This is a genomic window from Leifsonia sp. 71-9 (genome assembly GCF_001898805.1).
In the GTDB taxonomy this organism is placed as follows: Bacteria; Actinomycetota; Actinomycetes; order Actinomycetales; family Microbacteriaceae; genus Leifsonia.
Genome location: NZ_MKVJ01000017.1, coordinates 417,525 through 436,521 on the forward strand (window position 1 = coordinate 417,525; position 18,997 = coordinate 436,521).

The following is an 18,997-nucleotide window of genomic DNA, read 5'->3' on the forward strand; positions in this document are numbered from 1 at the left end:
GAATCAGGGAGGTCCGATGCAGACGACGACGCCGGCGAAGGGTGTCCGCGAGGGGTCGGCGCAGAAGCGGGAGGCGATCCTCGCCGCCGCGCGCGAGCTCTTCCTCGCCGACGGGGTCGAGCGGACCAGCGTGGACGCGATCGCCGCGAGCGCCGGCGTCTCCAAGCGCACCGTCTACGACTACTACGGCGACAAGCGGAACCTGCTCCTCGCCGTGGTCGAGCAGGCCGTCGACGCGCTCGGCGCGGCCGTCACCGCCGCCATCGACGCCAACCTCCGCGGCGACATCGAGATCGAGTGTGCACTGACGCGGTTCGCGCAGGACATCACCGCCACCGCGCTCGGCTCCTCCGACTACATCGCGCTGGTGCGCCTGCTCTCCACGGAGTCGGTGAACCTGCCCGAGCTCTGGGACAAGCACTGGAACGTGGGCGAGCCGGAGGACGCCGTGGCCGAGCGGTTCGCGGAGTTCGACCGTCGCGGGCTGCTCGTCACCCCCGACCCGCGCCTCGCCGCCGACCACTTCGTGGCCCTCACCGTCTCCTCGTTCGCCAGCACGCTCGGCCGCCCGATCGAACGCGACGAGCAGCAGACGCAGCACCTGATCGTCGAAGGGGTGCGGGCCTTCCTCCGGGCCTACGGGGCCTGACGCGCCGCGGTGCTCCCGGCTCGCGGGGCGCTTCCGCTAGGCCCCGCCCTCCTTGCGCGCGCGGAACGCGATCATGTTCACGCGGTTGCCGCAGCGGACGCTGCAGAAGCGCTTCGAGCCGTTGCGGGAGAGGTCGAGCAGCAGGCCGGTGCAGTCGTCGGCGGCGCACACCCGCAACCGGCCGGTCTCGTGCGAGCGGATGATGTCCACCAGCGCGAGTGCGATCTCCACCCGGATGCGCTCGGCCAGCGGCGCATCCTGCGGGGTCGCGTGCAGGTGCCAGTCGAAGCCGTCGTGGCGCAGCAGATAGGGGAGCGCGTGCGCGTCGGCGAGGATGCGGTTGACGGCCAGGGCCGCCTCGTCGCGGTCGAGTGACCAGATGCGCCGCACCAGGTCGCGGGTCGCGAGCACCTCCGCCAGCTCGGCGTCGCTGCCGTCCTTCCTCCCGGAGTACTGGTTGCGCGCGAGCAGCGAGGCCAGTTCGGCGGGGGAGGGGAGCTCGTCGCCTCCGCTGCGAGACGCGCCGGGCGCCGTGTTGCCGAGCTCGACGGCGAACGCGAGCGCGTCTTCTGTGTCAGGGGTGAAATGCAAGTTGACTCCTTACTCGCGACAAGACTAGCGTCAGGCTCATCATCCTCTTCGACCCTGACAGGTGACTCGCATGTCGCACCGCCGCCCGACGACGCTCGGCCTCCTCATCGCGCTGCTCGCAGCGGCGACCTTCGGGATGTCGGGGGCGTTCATCAAGCCGCTGCTCGAGGGCGGGTGGTCGCCCGTCGCCGCCGTCACGCTGCGCGCGCTGATCGGCGGCCTCGTGCTCCTGCCGTTCGCGCTCCTGTCGTTGCGCGGGCGCTGGGCGGCCGCCTGGCGGGGCCGCTGGCGACTGCTCGGGATGGCGTTGATCGGCGTCGCCGGGACGCAGGTCCTCTACTTCTCGGCGATCCAGCGCATCCCCGTGAGCACGGGCATCCTGATCGAATACCTGGCTCCCGTGCTGCTCGTCGCGGTGGCGTGGGCCCGCACCCGCCGTGCACCGCACGCGGTGGTGCTCATCGGGTCCGCGGTCGCGGTCATCGGACTCGTCTTGGTCGTCTCGCCCGGCGGTGCCGGCCGCCTGGACCCGCTCGGCATCCTGCTCGCCACGATCGCGATGATCGGCTGCGCCGCCTTCTACGTGATCGCCGCCCGGCCGAGCGACGGCCTCCCCCCGGTCGCCCTGGCCTCGGGCGGCCTGATCGTCGGAGGCCTCGCGCTCGGCGCCGTCGGCGCGACCGGACTCCTCCCCTTCACCATGCGGTTCACGGACGTCGAACTTTTCGGACGGCCGACCGCATGGTGGGTGCCGCTCGCCGTGGTCGGCGTGCTCGCGACCGCCGTCGCCTACGCCTCCAGCATCACCGCCACCGAGCTGCTCGGGTCGCGCCTCGCCTCCTTCGTCGGGCTGCTGGAGGTCGTCGCGGCGAGCCTCTACGCCTGGCTGCTCCTCGGGGAGCGCCTGAGCCTCCTGCAGCTCCTCGGCGGACTGCTCATCCTGGGCGGCATCGTCCTCGTCCGCGCGGACAAGGGGGCGGATCCGGAGGTGGTGGCGGCGAGGCGGGTGCCCGAGCCGATCACCTGACCACGACGTCGGCCGTCTCGTTCATCCCGTCGCTGCGCGTCCACTCGAGCCGGATGCGCAGCGACCGCGCTCGATCCGCCCGCACCTCGCAGAGCACCGGCAGCGTCTGGCGAGGATGAACCGTGTACGGCAGACGGACCGGCACCTCGAGATCGTCGCGCGGGTCGACGAGGAGCACCCGGGTGACGGTGACGGCCGACTCGCCGAGGTTCCGCAGCCGCACGAGCCTGCTCCCCACGGTGCGTTCGATGCGCCATCCGTCGGGGGCGGTCTCCGGGTGCGAACGCGGGTCGCGCGTCGACCGCACGAGCACCCGCGTGGACAGAAGGGCCGACACCGACCCGAGGATGCTCCCGACCCCGTCCGGAGACGACCAGTGTGCGAGCTCGATCATCACGGGGTCCCCGATCGTCGAGAGGGAGTGGAAGAGGTCCGGGAGGGTCGGCCGTCGAGCTGCGCAGAGGCTAGGGGACGACGAGGGCGCCGTCGATCCGTCGGGGAATGTCGCTGTCGTCCGTGAGCTCGGGGGGCAACAGACGCGGCGGGCAGTCCTGATAGGCGGTCGGCGTCAGGAAGCGGCGGATCGCGGTCGCGCCGACCGAGGTGTGGACGGACGCGGTCGTGGCCGGCCACGGACCGCCGTGATGCTGGCTCCAGGCGATGGCCACTCCGGTCGGCCAGCCGTTGAAGATCACGCGGCCGACGCGGGCGGTGAGCTGATCGACCAGCGCGGTGACGTCGTCGGACGGCTCCAGATGAAGGGTGGCCGTCAGGGAGCCCTCGACCGCCTCCAGAGCCTGCGGCAGGTCCTGGCGACGGCGGTACCGGACGACGACGGTGACGGGACCGAAGCACTCGTCCGCGAAGTAGTCCGGACGAGAGAGGAACCGCTCCATGTCGATCGTGACGATGACCGGTGCCGTCTGCTCCTCCGTCGCGTAGCCCCGCAGGACGTCGTCCTCCTCGAGTTCCCCGGCCGCGAGGTGGTCGTCGAACGCGGTCCTCATCTGCTCGGTGAGGAGCGTCTGCGACGGCGCCAGCGCGAGACGGTCGCTCAGCGCCGTCAGGAGGCGGTCCCCGGCATCGCCGTCCGGGATGAACACGAGCCCGGGCTTCGTGCAGTACTGGCCGCCGTCGCGGGTGAACGAGTCGACGAGCCCGGTGGCGATCGACTCCGCTCGAGCCAGGGCGGCGGCCTCGGTGACGACGACCGGGTTGATGCTTCCGAGCTCGCCGTAGAACGGGATCGGCGCCGGACGGGAGGACGCGAGGTCGAAGAGCGCCCGGCCGCCGGTCGTGGAGCCGGTGAAGCCGATCGCGCGGATCGCGGGATGCCGGACGAGCGCGACGCCGTCCTCCACCCCCTCGACCATGCCGAGGAGGCCTTCGGGAGCCTCCGCCTCCGCGAGCGTGCGGCGGCTCAGCTCGGCCACCCGTCGCGACAGACGCGGATGCCCGGGATGCGCTTTGACGACGACGGGGCAGCCGGCGGCCAGAGCGGACGCGGTGTCGTTGCCGAGGACGGAGAAGGCGAAAGGGAAGTTGGATGCAGCGAACACACCGACCGGCCCGATCGGCCGGAGGATTCTCCGCAGATCCGGTCGCGGCGGGGTGAGGGTGTCATCGGCGGTGTCGATGGTGGCTTCGAGGTAGGAGCCGTCGAGCACCACCGTCGCGAAGAACCTCAGCTGAGCGGCCGTCCGGGTGACTTCGCCGTCCAGCCGTGCCGCCGCCAGGTGAGTCTCCTCCGCGGCGATCGCGACCAGCTCCTCCCTGTTGCGCTCGAGCATGGTCGCGAGGGCATCGAGCCAATCGGCGCGCCGCGCTCGAGACGCGGAGGCGGCCGGAGCGGCGGCGTCGGTGGCGGCGGCGACAGGGTCCTGGCGCGTCACGCGAAGGCCGCCAGACCGGTGAGCGCGCGTCCGATCACGAGCGCGTGGATGTCGTCGGTGCCCTCATAGGTGCGGACCGCCTCCAGGTTGGCGGCGTGCCGCATGACCGGCCACTCGTTCGTGATGCCGTCCCCCGCGAGGATCGCCCTGGTCGTGTGCGCGATCTCCAGGGCCTCCCGGACGTTGTTGAGCTTGCCGACGCTGATCTGCGCGGGCGTCAGCGCGCCTCGCTCTTTCAGCCGGCCGAGTCGATGCGCGAGGAGGACGCCCTTCTCGTACTCGACGAGCATGTCGGCCAGCTTCGCCTGGGTGAGCTGGTGCTGACCGATGGGCTTGCCGAACACGGAGCGGGCGGTGCTGCGCTCCAGGGCCGCTTCCAGGCAGGAACGCGCCGCACCCATCGCGCCCCAGACGATCCCGAACCGGGCTTCGTTGAGGCAGCCGAACGGCCCGGAGAGCCCGTTCGCCCCTGGCAGGATCGCGTCGCCGGCGAGTCGCACCCCGTCGAGGACCACATCGCACTGGATCGACGCGCGCATGGCGAGTTTGCCGGTGATCGGCGTCGCGGTGAACCCCGGGGTGTCGGTGGGGACCAGGAAGCCGCGGACGCCGTCGGGGGTCGTGGCCCAGACGACGGCGACGTCGGCGATGCTCGCCAGGCCGATCCAGCGCTTCGTACCGTCCAGGACCCAGTCGTCGCCGTCACGCCGGGCGGTCGTCGTCATCGCGGCGGGGTCGCTGCCGCCCTGGGCCTCGGTCAGGGCGAAGCACCCGACGGCCTCGCCGCGCGCCATCCGCGGCAACCACGTCTGTTTCTGCGCCTCCGACCCGTACTTGTGGATCGCCGACATCGCCAGCGACCCCTGCACCGACACGAACGTTCGCCAGCCGCTGTCGGCAGCCTCGAGCTCGAGGCAGACCAGGCCGTAGGCGACGGCGCCTGTTCCTGCGCAGCCGTAACCGGACAGGTGCATGCCGAGGAACCCCTGCTGACCGAGCAGGCCGATCAGTTCACGGCGGAAGTGCGCACGTTCGAAATCGTCCTCGATCACCGGGGCGATGCGTTCGCGGGCGAAGGCGCGGGCTTTCGCCTGCCATTCCCTTTCCGTGTCCGTCAGAAGGTCGTCGTAGTCGAACACGTGCTGGAGCTGGGTGGTCATGGGGGCTCTTTCTCTCGTCGGGCGGCGCTACTGCGCCCAGAGTGCGCCGTTGTGCTCGCCCAGTGCCGGGGCGGCACGGCGATATCGAGCGGGTCGGGCGGGGAAGTGGATGGGGTTGGCCGGTTGTGTGCTCGAGCGCCCTGTCGTCGGATCGACGAAGCGGGCGATCGGCTCGAGGCCGAGGGAGGCGGCGAACGCGAACGCCTCCGGGATGGTGTTGACGAGGCCGGCCGGGACCTGTGCCCTGGTGAGCGCGGAGACCCAGACGGCCGCTTCGTCGGTGCGGAGGGATTCCTCCAGCAGCACGCGGAGCCTGTCGCGGTCGCGCACGCGGTCGGCGTTCGTCGCGAACCTCGGATCGGCGGCGAGATCGAGCCGGAGCACGTCGCAGAGCCGGTGGAACTGCCGGTCGTTGCCGACCGCGATCACCAGGGGGCGGTCCGCGGCGAGGTACACGTCGTACGGCGCGATGCTGGGGTGGCCGTTGCCCAGCCGGGGCGGGGACTGGCCGGTCGCGAGGGAGCTGGACGCCTGATTGGTCAGGGCGGACAGCAGCGAGGTGAGCAGATCGACCTCCACGAGAACGCCCCGCCCCGTGCGCTCCCGCGCTCGAAGGGCCATCAGCACCCCGGAGAGCGCGTTCGACCCGGTGATGATGTCGACGAGCGCCACTCCGACCTTCGTCGGCCCTCCGTCCGGCTCGCCGGTGATGCTCATCAAGCCGCCCAGCGCCTGGACGAGGAGGTCGTATCCGGGGAGGGTCGCGGAGGACCCGAACCCCGTGATGGTGCAGTAGACCAGGCCCGGGTTCGCCCGCCGCAGGGTCGGCTCGTCGAGGCCGAAGCCGGCCATCACGCCGGGACGGAAGTTCTCGACGAGCACGTCGGCGCTCTCGGCGAGCGTGCGGGCGCGGGCGATTCCGTCCGGCCGCCGCAGGTCGCACACCACGGACCGCTTGTTCCGGTTGACCGACGCGAAGTAGGTGGAGTGGCCGTCCTCGTCCACGGGTGGCGCCCAGTGCCGGGTGTCGTCGCCCGCCGGACTCTCCACCTTGACGACGTCGGCGCCGTGGTCGGCCATCATCATCGTGGCGTACGGGCCGGCGAGCACGCGCGAGAAATCCACCACCCGGACTCCCGAGAGCATCTAGGCCTCCGGCAACCGGTGGCGGCGGATGCGGATGTGGCGCTGCTGTGAGAACCCGGTCAGTCCCTCGGGCCCGAGCTCCCGCCCGAAGCCGGACATCTTCCAGCCGCCGAACGGCGCCTGCAGCTCGGTGACGTCGTTCACGTTCACCCCGACGCCGCCCGCGTGAAGTCCTTCTGCGACCGCCCACGCTCGGTCGAGATCCCGGCCGTAGACGTAGGCGGCGAGCCCGAAGGGCGTGGCGTTGGCGAGCGCGGTGGCGCTCTCGTACGGCGCGAAGCGATGAACCGCCACGACGGGGCCGAAGGTCTCCTCGTTCATCGAGAGCGCCGTGGTCGGGACGTGGTCGAGCACCGTCGGCTGGAAGAAGAGGCCGTCCGGGAGGTCGTCCACGACCGCCGTCGACCCTCCGGCCACCAGCGTGGCGCCCCTGGCGAGGGCATCGTCGATGTGCGCCCGGGCGGTACGGATCACGCCGGCGGTCGTCGCCGGACCGCAGGTGACGTCGTCGTCCGTCCCGTGGCCGAGCCGGATGCGCGATGCCTCCTCGGCAAGGGCGGCGACGAAGTCGTCGGCGAGTGAGTCGGCGACGATGACCCGGTTCACCGCGATGCAGATCTGCCCGGTGTTCGAGAAGGACCGGCGGGCAGCGGCAGCAGCGGCCTCCTCCACGTCGGCGTCGTCGAGCACGATGAAGGGGCTCTGGCCGCCGAGCTCGAGGGACAGCCGTTTCATGGTGTCGGCGGCGGTCCGCATGAGCGCTTGTCCGGTGCGGGTGGAGGCCGTGGCGGTGATCATGTCGACCTGCGGGTGCGACGCCAACCGTTGCCCCGCCTCGATGCCGCCGGGGAGATCGGCCAGCACGCCGGCGGGGAGGCCCGCGTCGTGCAGGGCCTGGACGAGCAGCCCGACGGCCAGCGGGGTCTCGAGCGGGGGCTTCACGATCACCGCGTTGCCGGCGGCGAGCGCCGGCCCGATCTTCCAGCAGTACAGGTCGATCGGGTAGTTCCACGGCACGATCGCGCCGACGATCCCGAGCGGCGCCCAGCTGACGATCGATCGGATGTCGGGGCGGTCGCTCGGGCGTACGCTGCCGCCGAGCCGCTTTCCTTCCTCGGCGTAGTAATCGAGGACGACCGCGCCGAACAGGATCTCCTTGCGGCTGTCCGCCAGCGGCTTGCCCTGCTCGAGCGTGAGCGCTGCGGCGATCTCGTCGACGCGCTCGTTCACCAGCGCCGCGGCCCGATGCAGGATGGCAGCCCGTTCGGCAGCGGGCGTCCGGGACCACGTCGCGAACCCGATCCGGGCCGCCTCGACCGCCAGATCGACGTCGGGGGCGCCGGCCAGGGAGGAGCGGCCGACCAGGCGGCGGGTGGCGGGGTCGACCACGTCGATCGTCTCGCCGGAACGGGCGGCGACCCAGCGGCCGTCGATGTAGAGGGACCTGTCCATGCTGCTACTTCACCGCCGGGCCGGAGAACTCGCGGTCGCGCAGGCGGCGCCACAGCTCCTCGTAGTTGCGGTCGTTCTGCTGGTGGGCCTCCGTGGTGCGGTTCGAGTTCGTGTTGACCATGATCATCGGCTGGTAGCCGCGCGCGACGAGGGAGGCGGTGGTGGACGCGTTGATGGCGTGCGACACCGCGACCGCCACAGACGTGGAGGTCGGGCCGACCGGGTACTCCAGGCCGTCGATGAACTGGGACGCGTCTTCGAGCGGGATACCCGTATCCACCGTCACGTCGGCGATCTCGAACAGTCGCTTGCCCGACGAGTGGCGACTGGCGACCTGGGAGGAGTGCGGCACGCTGGTCACGCCGATGACCTTCAGCCCGCGTTCCTTGAACTCGATGGCCATGTCGAGGATGACGGCGTTGATCCCCGAGTGGCTGAACAGGATGAGCGCGTCGCCCTCCTTGATCTGGTGCGAGCGCAGGATCGCCTTGCCGTAGCCCTCCTGGGTGTGGAGGAACCGGTACTGGGCTGTCCCCATGTCTCCGAGTACGTGGTGCATCAGGGCGATGGAGGTCTCGACGATCGGCCGGAACCCGGTGACGCCGCCGGTGCGCGGGAACGTCTCGAGCGCGGCGAACCCGCCGTGCCCGGTCCCGAAGGCGAACACGAGGCCGTCCCCCGCGATCGTGTCGGCGCAGATGGCCCCGGCTGCGGTGATGTTCTCGTCCTGGGTGTCGCGGACCCAGGAGATCTTGGCGACGACATCGTCGAGGTAACGGTGGGCGATGGTCATGATGGTGTCCCTTCTGGACGGATGGAGGTCAGAGCGTGTCGGAGTCGGCGACGAGCGCGTCGAAGCCGGCACGGAGCAGTCGCGCCTCTGCTGCGACGCGCTCCTCGTGCGGCAGCTTCTCTCGCGTGCTGCCGTCGACGCTGGCGAGGCAGAGGGAGGCTGCCGCCACGCCCAGCGCGCGCGCCGCGACGAAGAGGGCGCTCGTCTCCATGTCGGCCGCGATCACGCCGTTCGCCGCGTGGAACGCGAGGGTCTCGGCCGCCCGGGTCGACCGCGGGTCGAGATCGAACATGTCGGTGTAGAAGCCGTCGAAGGTGGCGTACAGGCCGGAGCGGGTGGGGCTGCCGCTCGCCAGCGCCGCGCGTTCCGCGCGGCGGGTGAGGTCGAAGTCGGGCACGGCCGGGTACTCGACGGGGAGGTATCCGGCGGACGTCCCCTCGTTCCGCACCGCGCCGTGCGCGACGACGAAGTCCCCGAGGCGGGTGCTGCCGAGCGTGAGGGCGGTGCCGAGCCGGATGAACTGGGTCACGCCGAGGGTGCTGAGCTCGTGGAGCACGATGGCCGCGATCGGCGCGCCCATACCGAACGCGCTGACCGTGATGCGCTCGCCGCGGTAGGTGCCGGTCGCCGTGGTGAGACCGCGGTCCTCGTTGAGCACGACGGCGTCTTCGAGGATCGTCGCGGCGATGGCGACGCGCCCGCGGTCGCCGACGAGGACGGCGCGGTCGCCGACGTCGTCGCGCCCGCAGCGCAGGTACCAGGCGGTGGGGGAGGGGGCTGTCACGGTGTCTCCTTGCTGATCGACAGGGGTGTGCGGTGGCGGCGTTCGAGCATCGCGGCGGACGCGTCGCTGGCCGCGACCAGATGGTGGTGGAGGCGCTGGGGGGTGAGCCGAACGGTGGGTTCGTCGCCGGCCAGGCGGGCGGTGAGCGTGCCGATGAAGGTGTCGCCGGCGCCCGTCGCATCGGCGGCGGGCACCGGGACCACCTCCACGGAGCCGGCCATTGCGGCGTCGCCGGCGACCGCGTAGTCCACGCCGCGCGCGCCGCGGGTCTCGACGAGCAGGGTCCCGGGGCGGACCCTGGCCTCCGGCCGGACGCCGTCCCTGCTCAGGAAGGGGATCTCGCCGGAGCTGAAGCTCACGAGCTCCGCCCGCCCGAGGATCCGCTCCACGAGCCCGGGGGGAAAGGCGGACGCGTCCGACTTCACGGCCCACGCGAGCCTGGCCGTGTCCGGCAGGGTGTCGAGCACCTGCTCGACGACGTGCCGGGGCGCGACCGTCAGCAGGCACCAGTCCGCGTTCCGGATGAGCGTGGTCTGCTCGGCTGTGAGGTCGTTCCCGTGGCAGTCCCCCGGGTCGAACAGGCAGATGGTCCCGCCCGCCTCGAAGTGGATCAGCGTCGACGTCGGAGTGCGGGAGCCGGACGCGGCCACTCCTGTGTCCGAGGCGCCGTGGGCGCGGAGGGCGGCCCGCCATCGGGCGCCGTTCTCATCGCAGCCGACCCAGCTGACCGCGTCCGCCTCGGCGCCGGCGAGGTGCACGGCGCTGGTGATGTGGACGATGCCGCCCGCGTTGCCGTCCGCGAGCTTCGGGCCGACGATGCTGGTGGCGTCCAGCCCCTCGAACCGTGGGGAGCGGACCGTGGAGTCGAGGCTCGCGTAGCCGACGACGGCGATCCGGATCCCGTCCGTCGCCGTCATCGCAGCGCGTCCAGGGCTTCGTCGAGGGTCGGGACGCTGCCCATGTACCGCTCGATGTCCTCCAGGCTGGCCGCGGCCAGATGGGGGCGGTTGGAGTTCGTCGTCTCGCGGGGGACGAGCACCTCGAAGCCGCCGGCGAAGGCGTCCTGGGCCGTGGCCCGGATGCAGACGTTGGTCTTGACGCCGACGATCACGACCCGGCGGATCCCCTGCTCGCGCAGGAGCAGATCGAGGTCCGTCGCGTAGAACGCGGAGAACCTCCGCTTGGTGACCTCGGTCTCCCGCGGCCCGAACACCGGCTCGAAACCGGGCACATACGCCGCGTCAGCGCTGCCCTCCTGGTGGTGGCGCGGGAGCTTGGCGAACTCGAAGTCCTCGAGCCCGGCACGGTGGCGCTCGACGGCGTGGACGATGAACGCGTCGCTCGTCCGCGCCTGGTCGAGAAGGAGGTGGATGGGGTCGAGCGTGAGTGGGGCGTCCGGGTAGTAGTTCGCCTCGAGCGGCCGGTAGAACGATGCGATCACGTCGACGAGCACGAGCGCGGTCTGCGCTGTCGTTGGTGGGGTAGTCACGGCGGGTTCTCCTTCGGGGCGGTCAGACGAGTCGGCGGGCGTTGCGCCGCTGCTCGCGGATCGCGGTGAGGGTGAGGACGAGGACGACGGCCACGTACGGCAGGGTCGAGATCAGATCGGGGGAGAGGCCGCCGACCGTCTGCAGCCGGATCTGGAGCGCGTCGAAGAAGCCGAAGAGCACACAGGCGAGCGCCGTCGGCAGCGGCCGGGACCGGCCGAAGTAGAAGGCGGCCAGGGCGACGAACCCGCGGCCCGCTGTCATGTTCTCGTTGAACAGGCCGACGGCGCCGAGGCTCAGCGCGACGCCGCCGAGGCCGGCGAGCGCCCCGGCGATGACGCCGGCGACGTCGCGGATGCGGAGGGTGCGCAGACCGAGCGAGGAGCTGATGCCGACCGCCGCCCCGCTCGCCCGCAGCCGCAGCCCGCCCGGTGTCCTGGCGAGCGCCCACGCGATCAGCGGGATCAGGGCGATGGTCAGCCAGAACAACGGATCCTTCCCGGAGAGCGCGGCGCCGACGACGGGGATGTCGTCCAGGCCGGGGATGGTGATCGTCGGCAGCCGCTGCAGGCCCGGAACGTGGAGCGTCCCCGACACCGAGAAGACCGAGCGCAGGACGTAGCCGACCAGGCCGAGCACGACGATGTTGAAGCCGAGCCCGGCGATGATCTCGTTGGCCTTCAACCGGGTGATGATCGCGCTCATGAGCCAGCCGGAGAGGGCGCCGGCGGCGGCCCCGCCGAGCACGCCCAGGACCCAGTTCTGGGTGGCGCCGCTCACCAGCGCGCCGATGAACGCGCCGATGAGCATGTGCGCTTCCAGGCCGATGTTGACGATCCCCGCCCGGCGGTGGATGGCGCCGCCCAGTGCCGCGAGGGCGATCGGGACGGAGAGGACGAGGGCGGAGGAGATGATGTCGTCGATCATGCGTCGTCCCTTCCCGCGCCGCGACGGGCGCGTTTCATGAAGCGGGGGATCGCGAAGGACGCCACCGCGAACACCATCACGGTTCCCTGGAGGATGTCGATCAGCTGGATCGGGATGTTGACGAACAGCTGGACGGTCGACCCGGCGGAGTTCAGTGCGCCGAAGAGGATGGCGCCGACCACGATCCCGATCGGGTTGAACCGGGCGAGGAGCGCGATGGCGATGCCGGTGAAGCCGAAGCTGGCAGAGAAGCCGCTGGTGTACCGATGGACGATGCCGAGGGCGTGGGCGCCGCCGCCGAGGCCGCCGATGAGTCCGGCGCCGACGATCGCGACGAAGACGACGAGCCGCACCCGGAGGCCTTGCGCGAGCGAGAACCGCGGGGCGCTCCCCACCGCCCGGAACTCGAAGCCGAGGACGGATCGGCGCATCCAGATGGCGTATCCGACGACAACGACGATGGCGATGATGAGCCCGACGTTGGCCTGGTTGGGCGGATTCAGCGGGGGCAGTTCGGCGGCGGGGGCGACGTAGGCCGTGGCCGAGTTGGCCTGTCCGCGCTGCTGGAAGAAGGACTGGACGCTCCAGCTCGCGACGCCGATGACGATGAAGTTGAACATCAGCGTCGTCACGACCTCGTCGACCGCCCAGCGCGCGCGCAGCAGGGCCGGGATGACGGCGGCCAGTCCACCGGCCGCCGTCGCCGCCACGAGCGTGAGCACCACCGCGAGCACCGGTGGCAGGCCGCCGACGCTGGAGCCGACGACCGCCGCCGTCAGGCCGCCGAGCACGAAGCTCCCCTCCACGCCGACGGTGAACACCCCGGCGCGGTAGGCGAAGGCGGCGGCCACCCCGGTGAAGAGGAGGGGCGTGGCGGCGGCGAGGGTCGCGTCGATGCGGTTGATGTCGCCGAAGGACTCCCGGACGAGCATCCCGTAGATGACGAAGGGATTGTTCCCCGTCACCGCGAGGACGATCCCGCCGACCAGCAGGGCGATGGCGATGGGCAGTCCGGCTGCCTGGACGGCCGTGAGGATGCGGGCGCTCGCCGTCCCCGCCCGTGAGGCCGGTGAGGCGTCCACGGACGCGGTTCGCAGTTCGGTCATCGGCCCTCCTCCTTCGTGGTCGTGGCGGATTCGCCGAGCATGAGGCTGCCGACCCGGGTGCGCGGGGCGTCGCCGGGGAGCGTTCCGGCGACGCGACCCTGGCAGAGGACGACGATCCGGTCGGCCAGAGCGTGCAGTTCGTCGAGCTCTTCACTGAACAGGAGGATCGCGGCGCCGTCGTCGCGCGCCTGCCGGAGCAGCTCGTGGATGTAGCCGATGCCGCGGACGTCGACGCCGCGGGTCGGCTGGCTGGCGATGAGAACGCGCGGTTCGTCGATGGTCTCCCGGCCGATCACGACGCGCTGCTGGTTGCCGCCGGACAGGCTCGACGCCGGATCCTTCGCCGTGCCGAAGCGGACGGCGGCGCGCTCGAGCACCGCGCGGGTGCGGGCGCCGACGGCGGCGCGACTGAGCCAGCCGGCGCGCCCCAGTTGCGAGAGGCCGGACGACGCGATCGCGTTGTCGACGAGGCTGAGGTCGACGCCGAGTCCTTCCCGTTTGCGGTCGGCGCTGACGTAGCGGACCCCGAGCCGGCGCCGCTCGCGAACGGTGGCCCGGCGGATCTCGGTGCCGTCGAGCCGGATCGAGCCGGCGGAGGCCGCCCGGACGCCGAGCAGGGCTTCGGCGAGTTCTTCCTGGCCGTTGCCGGCCACGGCCGCGACACCGACGATCTCGCCGCGGTGGAGGCGGAACCCGACCTCGGAGAGCCGCGGGATCCCGCGATCGTCGGACGCGCTCAGGCCGTCCACGATCAGGACGGCCTCGCCGATCGCGGGGCGGTCCGCGTCGTCGCGCTCGTCGGGCGCGCGGTCGCCGATGATGAGCTCCGTCAGCCCGGCCCTGTCGATCTCGCCGCGGCGGAACGACGACACGGTGCGGCCGGAGCGCAGGATGGTGATGTCGTCCGCGATCTCGATCACTTCGTCCAGCTTGTGGCTGATGAAGATGACGGTGCGTCCGGCGTCACGCAGCGACAGCAGGAGCCGGAGCAGCTCCGCCGCCTGGGCCGGCGCGAGGACGGCGGTCGGCTCGTCGAGGATGAGGACGTTCGCGCCGCGGTACAGCAGTCGCAGGATCTCCACCTGTTGCTGCAGCGCGATGGACGCATGGGCGGCGGAGAGGTTCCAGTCGATCTCGACGCCGACGGTCGTCGCGAGCTCTGTGGCGGACAGGAGCGCTTGCTTCCGGTTCCACACCAGGCCGGCTCGCGGCTCCGCGCCGAGGACGAGGTTCTCGAGCAGGGTCAGCTCGGGGATGATCGCGAGCTCCTGCTGCACCAGGCCGATGCCGCGCGCGATCGCGTCCCGCGGGCCGGAGAACGTCACCTCGTCGTCGTCGACGAGGATCGCGCCTGTGTCCGGGATGTCGAGCCCGTAGAGCATGCGCATGAGGGTCGACTTCCCCGCGCCGTTCTCGCCGACGATCGCGTGCACGGACGCCTGCCGCACGGTGAGGCTGACGTCGATGTTGGCTCGGACGGATCCGAAGGAGCGGCTCACGCCCCGCGCGCCGATCCGGCAGGTCACCGAACCGGCGGCGGGGGTGGAGGGGGGAGGGATGGGCATCCGGGGGTTCTTCCTACTTGCCGCTGTAGTAGCTCGGGTAGCCCTGGTCGACCACGTTCCAGACCTTCAGGGAGCCGTCGATGATCTTCTTCTTGAGGGCGTCGACCTTGTCGATCTCCTCCTGGCCGATCGCGTCCTTGGTGTACTTGAAGTCGGTGAGCCCGACGCCGTTCTGGGCCAGGCCGTAGTTGACGGTCTTGCCGCCGGGGAAGGACCCGTCCGCGTACTGCTTGACGATGTCCTCGACGGCGACATCGGTCTTCTTCACCATGCTGGTGAGGACGTTGCCCGGCGCGATGCCGTCCTGGTCGTCGTCGACGCCGATCGCGTACCGGTCGGCGTCTTTCGCGGCCTGGATCACGCCGGCTCCGGTGCCGCCTGCAACGGCGTAGACGATGTCGGCGCCCTGGTCGAACATCGACTGGGCGAGCTGCTGTCCCTTGGTGGGGTCGGAGAAGCTGTTGGCGTAGGCCGTGAGCACCTTGACGTTCGGGTCGACGTCGTGCGCTCCCTGGATGTAGCCGACGATGAACTTGTCGATCCCGACCGACTGGGTGCCGCCGATCACGCCGATCACCTTCTCGGGATTGATCTTCGGGTCAGAGGTGTGCGTGGTCTGCATCGCGGCCAACGCTCCGGCGAGGTAGGAGCCTTCCTGCTCCTGGAACAGGACCGAGGCGACGTTCTTCCCCTTCGCCGTCGCGTTCACGAGCACCCAGTCGGTCTTGGCGTAGTCCGCCGCGACCTTCGAGAGGATCTCGTTGTGGGAGTACTCGAGGTCGACGACGAGGCCGAGGTTCTGCTCCCCGGCACGGCGGAGGATCTGCTCGCCCTGACCGACGACATCGGACGATTCGATCGGGGAGCCGGTCATCCCGTTCGCCTTGATGGCGGACTTGTACCCTGCGTAGGCCAGGTCGTTGTACGACTGGTCGCCGAGGCCGCCCTGTGCGATGACGAGCGCCGAGGTCTTGGCCGGGCCGGACGTCGAGGAGGATCCGGCGTCAGCGGCGCATCCGCTGAGCAGCAGCAGCGAGGCCGCCGCCGGAACGAGGAAAGCTGTCAGTACTGTCTTGTTCTTCATGGTTCACTCCGGGGGTAGAGGGGGCGAAAGTGATGTGATACAGGTACTGCGATCCGAGATAGCGGGCGCGGACGACTTCGACCAGGCGGCCGGTCGTGTCGCGGGAGTCTCGGACGATTTCGATGAGCGCCGTCCCCTCGTCGACGTTCAGCACCGCGGCGTCGGCGGCGTTCGCATTGATCGCCCGCAAGGTCTCCTCGCCGGAGGCCAGATAGATCTCGTTGGCCTTCAGTGCCTCGTAGAAGGAGAACCCGGGGCGGGCCGCCTCGCGTTCGCCCATGCTGATGAGGTCGGCGATGTCTGCCGGGACCAGGGCGCGGTGAATGCCGACCGGAACTCCGTCCACCAGCCGCACGCGCTCGACGGACACGACGGTGAGGTCGTCGGCGAACGGTGAGTCGGGTCGGTCGGCCGCGTGCGGCTCGAAGCGCTCGAACGACAGCAGCTCGCTGCCCGGTGCCAGACCGAGCCCGTGGACATGCTCCGAGAAGCTGGTGAAGTCGGGCAGCTGGCGCTCCATCGGGCGAGCATTGACGAAGGTCCCCCGGCCCTGTCGGCGCGAGATGAGTCCGCGTTCGATCAAGGTGTCGAAGGCCTTGATCACCGTGGCGCGACTCAGGTGGTTCTCGCTGGCGAGGGTGTTCTCGCTCGGCAGGAGATCTCCCGGCTGAAGCTGCTCGTCGGCGATGAACGTCTGCAGCGCATTGGCCAACTGGAGGTACATGGGCGGGCCTCCACGGCCCTGCTCGAGGTTTACTTTCATGCTGAACTCCTCCAGGTGCAACGGCGATGTCGTCGTCACATTGTTGCGCTTGACCAGTTGTCCGGTCAAGTGGAGATTGCCACGTGATCGCGCGGATGGAAAGAGGCGAAACCTGGATTTAACAAACGCTGCGATTGCGCGAAACATCGGGCGCGGGCGCCGTTCGGATGTCTGACAGCCCCTCAGCTCAAATGACATCTCTCACACTGTTGACACCGGGAAAAACACTGGGTTCCCCAGCAGGTACATGCGCGAGGTACTCGCAGAAAAGATGAAACCAATAGACGGTGCCGCGCTTCGACGAGCGAACGACCGATCAGAACTGGTCTTTCTCGAGGTCTACGCGATTCTCTGGGATACAGGCATTCTGGGCGACCCCGCGACTTGCCCGGAATGAGGCGATACGGAGCTATTGTGCCCCGCGCTAGCGCGTCTCCGCGTTTTAGATTTTCCAGAGCGGAACCGTTGTGGCGTCGAAGAACCGCACTTCGAGCGGGACCTTCGCGTGCCCAGCGGCGCGCCTGGACTTGAGGTGAAGGGCCGCGTCGATCAGTTCGCGGTTCGCATCCGAGCGAAGGTCTCCGTACACGGAGACAGCGAGCCTGCTGACCTTCGACGCGGCGACCGCCTTGAGAATATGGGCGTCGTTGGCGCTCATTGACAAGCCAAAGACGACCATACTGCCGCCGATCGCGGCGAGCGATCGAAGCCCACGCGCCAAGTAGTCGCTGGTCTGTATCCGCGCGAGCTTCTCGTTACTGCTACCTTCTGCAACGATCAGAGGGAATCGGTCTGCAGCTAGCTGACGTCGAATCTGCTCGATGAGCGGTTCGCCGGTGCGTACCCACGTCAGTTTTTGTAGCTCACCGTTGTCAATGTCCCGGTACAGGTGCAGAGCTCCGTGGAGGTAGTAGATCGTCTGGGCGTGTGGGTCCAGATAGTTCCACACAACGTATTCCGCGGTCGGGCCGTCCGGGTTGCGGAAGCCGTCGTCGGCAGTTGTGAAGTGACTTCCCTTCCCGGCGTCGTCGTGCATCGTCGTCCAGTAGAGAAGCAGGTCGTAGTTGGCGGAGTAGATGCGGCCGAAGGGCTCAATGAACGCGCGCACCCGCGCGTACGCGGCGTCGCTAATGTCTCCCGGGCGTTCTGGGTGCAGACCCGCGAGTGTACGCGCAAGACCATCTTTCAAGTCAGCCGCCTGCGCGCGAAGCTGCGCGATCTCGTCTGCGTGGGCGGCCTCATCCAGCACTTCCAAGGCGTTAGCGGCTGCCAACAGCTGCCGGATTACAAGCTCAAAATCGTAGGTGTTGAGCGAGTTAAAGAACTTGTCGGCAAGGCCGCCGATGTAACCAAGGTTGCTCGCGGTCTCGCGCAACGCCCGGTAAGTGAATCGCGACGCGTCGTAGGCGACGCTGAAACCGTTGCCCAGCAGGAGCGTCCGGGATTTCGCCGTGGCCTGATCTACCCAGGCCAGCGCAGCGTCGTACGTGAGCAGTGACTCCCCCATATATGCAGCTTATTGGTCATACGAACGCCCGAGGGGCTCGCGGGAGGCTGTGCGGGAGGGCGTTGCTGTCACAAGCGCCCGTGTTCCTCGCCCGCGCAGGCCCAGTGACGGGGCACGCATATTCAGGCTTCTCGGCCTCCTCGTCGCTCCCCACGCCCTCGTCCTATCCGCTGGCTCGTTCAGGTAGCGCTCCAGGCCGGCACGTAGTGGCGCACGCGTTCCAAGACGGGCCTGCGATGGCCGAGACGACCCCGAGGCGGAGCAACGGGAAGCGGTCGCGCAAGGCGAGCATCTACCGCCTCGGACTCGGCCGAAGGGCGGACTGCGAGCGGTCTCAGTCATTCCCTGGCGCCGAGTCGTGGATGAGGCGGGAAACTGATACCTCGAACTGATCTAGCGTCCAGCAGTAACTGTTTCGTCGCATAGGTTAGGCATGAGAACCATCGTTCCGACACGCCGGAGTCGGTCAAGAGCGCATGTCATGATTGACACATGTCCGCAAATCTCGCTCGCACGGAAACGGTCGAGTTTGACTTGGGCCTGCCGAAACCCTCCCGGGTCAAAGCCCCACAGCCACGGCGCAAACGCGATCCGCAGCCCAAGAGGCACCTCTGGATTCAGCCCGTACTGTCCGATGCGATGCTTGCGGTCGGAGAGTTTCACACAGCGTTCGAGCTGCCCCTCCACGTCGTCCCGCAGGGTCAAATCCCAGGCAGTCTGGCGGCGCTACGAGTGAACCTCTTGGAGGAGGAGGTCGCCGAGTTTAAAGAAGCGGTCGCTGACGGCAATCTCGTGGCCATCGCCGACGCGCTAGGCGATATTGCCTACGTGCTCTACGGAACCGCACTCAGTTACGGCATAGACCTCGACGCGGTGATTGCAGAGATCCACCGGTCCAACATGAGCAAGATCGGCCCTGACGGCAAACCGCTACTGCGTGAAGACGGCAAGGTGCTGAAGCCGAGTACCTTCACGAAGCCGGACCTGGAGCGTGTGCTGCGGGATCAGCCACCGCTACCTTTCAGCCCCACAACAAGGGGCGCGTGACGGGGTGCTTCATGTCT

Annotated in this window: 19 protein-coding genes; 3 read left to right on the forward strand and 16 right to left on the reverse strand. The window is 69.6% G+C overall.

The features are described 5' to 3' along the window. The first annotated feature begins 16 nt into the window (after positions 1-16). Entirely contained in the window at positions 17-649 is a 633-nt protein-coding gene (locus tag BGO91_RS11725; RefSeq protein ID WP_290472935.1) for a TetR/AcrR family transcriptional regulator, read from the forward strand. Between the two features lie 36 nt (positions 650-685). Here BGO91_RS11725 and BGO91_RS11730 read toward each other — a convergent pair whose 3' ends face one another. Next, positions 686-1,240, reverse strand: a complete 555-nt coding sequence (locus BGO91_RS11730) for a CGNR zinc finger domain-containing protein (protein WP_290472936.1) — start codon at positions 1,238-1,240, stop codon at positions 686-688. Positions 1,241-1,310: 70 nt separating this feature from the next. On the opposite strand from BGO91_RS11730, the gene BGO91_RS11735 reads away from it, so the two are divergent. Then, positions 1,311-2,267 (forward strand): EamA family transporter, encoded by a 957-nt coding sequence (locus BGO91_RS11735; RefSeq protein WP_290472937.1) that lies wholly within the window; start codon positions 1,311-1,313, stop codon positions 2,265-2,267. On the opposite strand, the gene BGO91_RS11740 is transcribed toward BGO91_RS11735, so the two are convergent. From BGO91_RS11740 to BGO91_RS11810, 15 genes are all read right to left on the reverse strand, one after another. Further along, the gene (locus BGO91_RS11740) at positions 2,260-2,661 is read right to left on the reverse strand and encodes a hypothetical protein (RefSeq protein WP_290472938.1); all 402 of its coding nucleotides are present in this window, start codon (positions 2,659-2,661) and stop codon (positions 2,260-2,262) included. The genes BGO91_RS11735 and BGO91_RS11740 overlap by 8 nt on opposite strands. 70 nt (positions 2,662-2,731) lie before the next feature. Further along, entirely contained in the window at positions 2,732-4,159 is a 1,428-nt protein-coding gene (locus tag BGO91_RS11745; RefSeq protein ID WP_290472939.1) for an aldehyde dehydrogenase (NADP(+)), read from the reverse strand. After that, positions 4,156-5,319 carry an acyl-CoA dehydrogenase family protein gene (locus BGO91_RS11750; RefSeq protein ID WP_290472940.1) on the reverse strand — a complete coding sequence of 388 codons (1,164 nt, stop codon included), beginning with the start codon at positions 5,317-5,319 and terminating at the stop codon, positions 4,156-4,158. The genes BGO91_RS11745 and BGO91_RS11750 overlap by 4 nt, the downstream gene beginning before the upstream one ends. A gap of 27 nt (positions 5,320-5,346) precedes the next feature. Beyond that, complete coding sequence (locus BGO91_RS11755; RefSeq protein WP_290472941.1) at positions 5,347-6,465, reverse strand: CoA transferase; 1,119 nt, start codon at positions 6,463-6,465, stop codon at positions 5,347-5,349. Further along, positions 6,466-7,917: an aldehyde dehydrogenase family protein gene (locus BGO91_RS11760; protein ID WP_290472942.1), complete on the reverse strand. Its 1,452-nt coding sequence runs from the start codon at positions 7,915-7,917 to the stop codon at positions 6,466-6,468. Positions 7,918-7,921: 4 nt separating this feature from the next. Further along, on the reverse strand, positions 7,922-8,710 hold the full coding sequence (locus tag BGO91_RS11765) for an SIS domain-containing protein (protein WP_290472943.1): 789 nt from the start codon (positions 8,708-8,710) through the stop codon (positions 7,922-7,924). Positions 8,711-8,738: 28 nt separating this feature from the next. Then, positions 8,739-9,494: a hypothetical protein gene (locus BGO91_RS11770; RefSeq protein WP_290472944.1), complete on the reverse strand. Its 756-nt coding sequence runs from the start codon at positions 9,492-9,494 to the stop codon at positions 8,739-8,741. Beyond that, positions 9,491-10,411, reverse strand: a complete 921-nt coding sequence (locus BGO91_RS11775; protein ID WP_290472945.1) for a carbohydrate kinase family protein — start codon at positions 10,409-10,411, stop codon at positions 9,491-9,493. Before BGO91_RS11775 ends, BGO91_RS11770 begins: the two co-directional genes overlap by 4 nt. After that, on the reverse strand, positions 10,408-10,983 hold the full coding sequence (locus BGO91_RS11780; protein ID WP_290472946.1) for an isochorismatase family cysteine hydrolase: 576 nt from the start codon (positions 10,981-10,983) through the stop codon (positions 10,408-10,410). Before BGO91_RS11780 ends, BGO91_RS11775 begins: the two co-directional genes overlap by 4 nt. Before the next feature lie 22 nt (positions 10,984-11,005). Then, the gene (locus BGO91_RS11785; protein ID WP_290472947.1) at positions 11,006-11,908 is read right to left on the reverse strand and encodes an ABC transporter permease; all 903 of its coding nucleotides are present in this window, start codon (positions 11,906-11,908) and stop codon (positions 11,006-11,008) included. Then, the gene (locus BGO91_RS11790; RefSeq protein WP_290472948.1) at positions 11,905-13,014 is read right to left on the reverse strand and encodes an ABC transporter permease; all 1,110 of its coding nucleotides are present in this window, start codon (positions 13,012-13,014) and stop codon (positions 11,905-11,907) included. The genes BGO91_RS11785 and BGO91_RS11790 overlap by 4 nt, the downstream gene beginning before the upstream one ends. Next, the gene (locus BGO91_RS11795) at positions 13,011-14,579 is read right to left on the reverse strand and encodes an ATP-binding cassette domain-containing protein (RefSeq protein ID WP_290472949.1); all 1,569 of its coding nucleotides are present in this window, start codon (positions 14,577-14,579) and stop codon (positions 13,011-13,013) included. Before BGO91_RS11795 ends, BGO91_RS11790 begins: the two co-directional genes overlap by 4 nt. Before the next feature lie 13 nt (positions 14,580-14,592). Further along, positions 14,593-15,663, reverse strand: coding sequence for a BMP family protein (locus BGO91_RS11800; RefSeq protein ID WP_290472950.1), 1,071 nt, complete (start codon positions 15,661-15,663; stop codon positions 14,593-14,595). Continuing rightward, the gene (locus BGO91_RS11805; protein ID WP_290472951.1) at positions 15,584-16,495 is read right to left on the reverse strand and encodes a GntR family transcriptional regulator; all 912 of its coding nucleotides are present in this window, start codon (positions 16,493-16,495) and stop codon (positions 15,584-15,586) included. Before BGO91_RS11805 ends, BGO91_RS11800 begins: the two co-directional genes overlap by 80 nt. Before the next feature lie 373 nt (positions 16,496-16,868). Further along, positions 16,869-17,933 (reverse strand): DUF4917 family protein, encoded by a 1,065-nt coding sequence (locus BGO91_RS11810; RefSeq protein ID WP_290472952.1) that lies wholly within the window; start codon positions 17,931-17,933, stop codon positions 16,869-16,871. A 492-nt stretch (positions 17,934-18,425) separates the two neighbouring features. Between BGO91_RS11810 and BGO91_RS11815 the strand changes: the two genes are divergently transcribed. Next, positions 18,426-18,980: a nucleoside triphosphate pyrophosphohydrolase family protein gene (locus BGO91_RS11815; RefSeq protein ID WP_290472953.1), complete on the forward strand. Its 555-nt coding sequence runs from the start codon at positions 18,426-18,428 to the stop codon at positions 18,978-18,980. Positions 18,981-18,997: the final 17 nt, after the last annotated feature.